Source organism: Mesorhizobium sp. M2A.F.Ca.ET.039.01.1.1 (assembly GCF_003998035.1).
In the GTDB taxonomy this organism is placed as follows: domain Bacteria; phylum Pseudomonadota; class Alphaproteobacteria; order Rhizobiales; family Rhizobiaceae; genus Mesorhizobium.
This window is the reverse complement of the sequence record NZ_RZRY01001155.1, coordinates 1-1,330: the sequence shown is the minus strand read 5'-3', so window position 1 is coordinate 1,330 and position 1,330 is coordinate 1. Positions and strand designations below refer to the sequence as shown.

Sequence of the window (1,330 nt, the reverse complement as noted above, 5' to 3'; positions counted from 1 at the left end):
GAGGCGCACGGCTTCACCCGGCGCTTCCAGGCCGCGAACGAATCCAACAATCTGGCAGCAATGCATGAAGCAGCCGAACAGCTGCATGACTGGACGGCAAGGAGGCTCGGTGAACGTCGATGAAGTGGAGGCCCTGGCGAACGCGATCAGGGAAGAAGTGGCGAAAGCGATCACCGGCCAGCATGACACGGTCGACCTGATGCTGACGGCGCTGTTTGCCGGCGGCCATATCCTGCTCGAAGGCCCGCCGGGCACCGCCAAGACGATGACGGCGCGCTGCTTCGCGCAGGCGCTGGGCGTCGCCTATGGCCGCATCCAGTTCACGCCCGACCTGATGCCCGGCGACATCGTCGGCGCCAACATCTACAATTTCCAGACCGGGCAGTTCACGCTGACGCGCGGCCCGATCTTCTGTGATCTTTTGCTCGCCGACGAAATCAACCGCACGCCGCCGAAGACGCAGGCCGCCCTGCTCGAAGCCATGCAGGAACACGCCGTCACCTTCGACGGCACGACGCATTCGCTCGGGCAGAATTTCATGGTGGTGGCAACGCAGAACCCGATCGAGCATCAGGGTGTCTATCCGCTGCCCGAGGCTCAGCTCGACCGCTTCCTGTTCAAGCATCGGGTGAGCTATCCGGACCTTGCGGAAGAGCGCGCCATCATCGTCAACCACGGCGGTGGATCGGCCTCGCACGACATAGGGCAATACGGCATCAGGGCGCAGACCGACCGCAAGACGCTCGAAGCCGCACTTGCCACCGTCGGCGACGTCACGCTGGTCGGCGATGTCGTCGGCTATATCGCGGCACTTGTGCGCGGCACGCGCGAAAGCCCTGACCTGGAGGTGGGCGCCAGCCCTCGCGCGGGCGCCATGCTGGCGAGAGCCGCGCGCGCCAGGGCGGCGCTCGACGGCCGCAACTACGTTATCCCGGACGACGTCAAGGCTCTGGCCGTGCCGGCGCTGCGCCACCGCGTCGTGCTGTCGCCGGCCGCTCAGATCGACGGGCGGCTGGTCGAGCAGATCGTCTCCGACCTCGTCGACCATACGGAAGCGCCGCGTTGATCTATCCGAGCGGTCGATCGGTCTGGGCAGCGGCGGCGGGGGCGATCCCCGCCTTCCTGATCGCGCTCGCGCTGCCTTCTGTCTGGTATCTTGGCCTGTTGTGGATCTGCGTTCTGCTTGCCTTCCTGGCGGTGGATGCGGCCGCGGGCAGAGGCCGCGCCTCGCTCGATGCGGTGCTGACGGCGCCGCCCCAGGTGGGCGTCGGCGGTCGCTTCACGTTGCACATCGCGGCCGGTGTCGGGGCAAAGTTGCGGCGCCTGCAGG

At 67.0% G+C, this 1,330-nt stretch carries 1 protein-coding gene and 1 pseudogene; both read left to right on the top strand.

What is annotated here, in order from left to right; translation table 11 throughout:
* Positions 1-109 precede the first annotated feature (109 nt).
* Complete coding sequence (locus EOA24_RS38130) at positions 110-1,066, top strand: MoxR family ATPase (protein ID WP_126083073.1); 957 nt, start codon at positions 110-112, stop codon at positions 1,064-1,066.
* A pseudogene (locus EOA24_RS38125) lies at positions 1,063-1,330 on the top strand (DUF58 domain-containing protein); the annotation flags it as partial. The gene EOA24_RS38130 and the pseudogene EOA24_RS38125, both read left to right, overlap by 4 nt.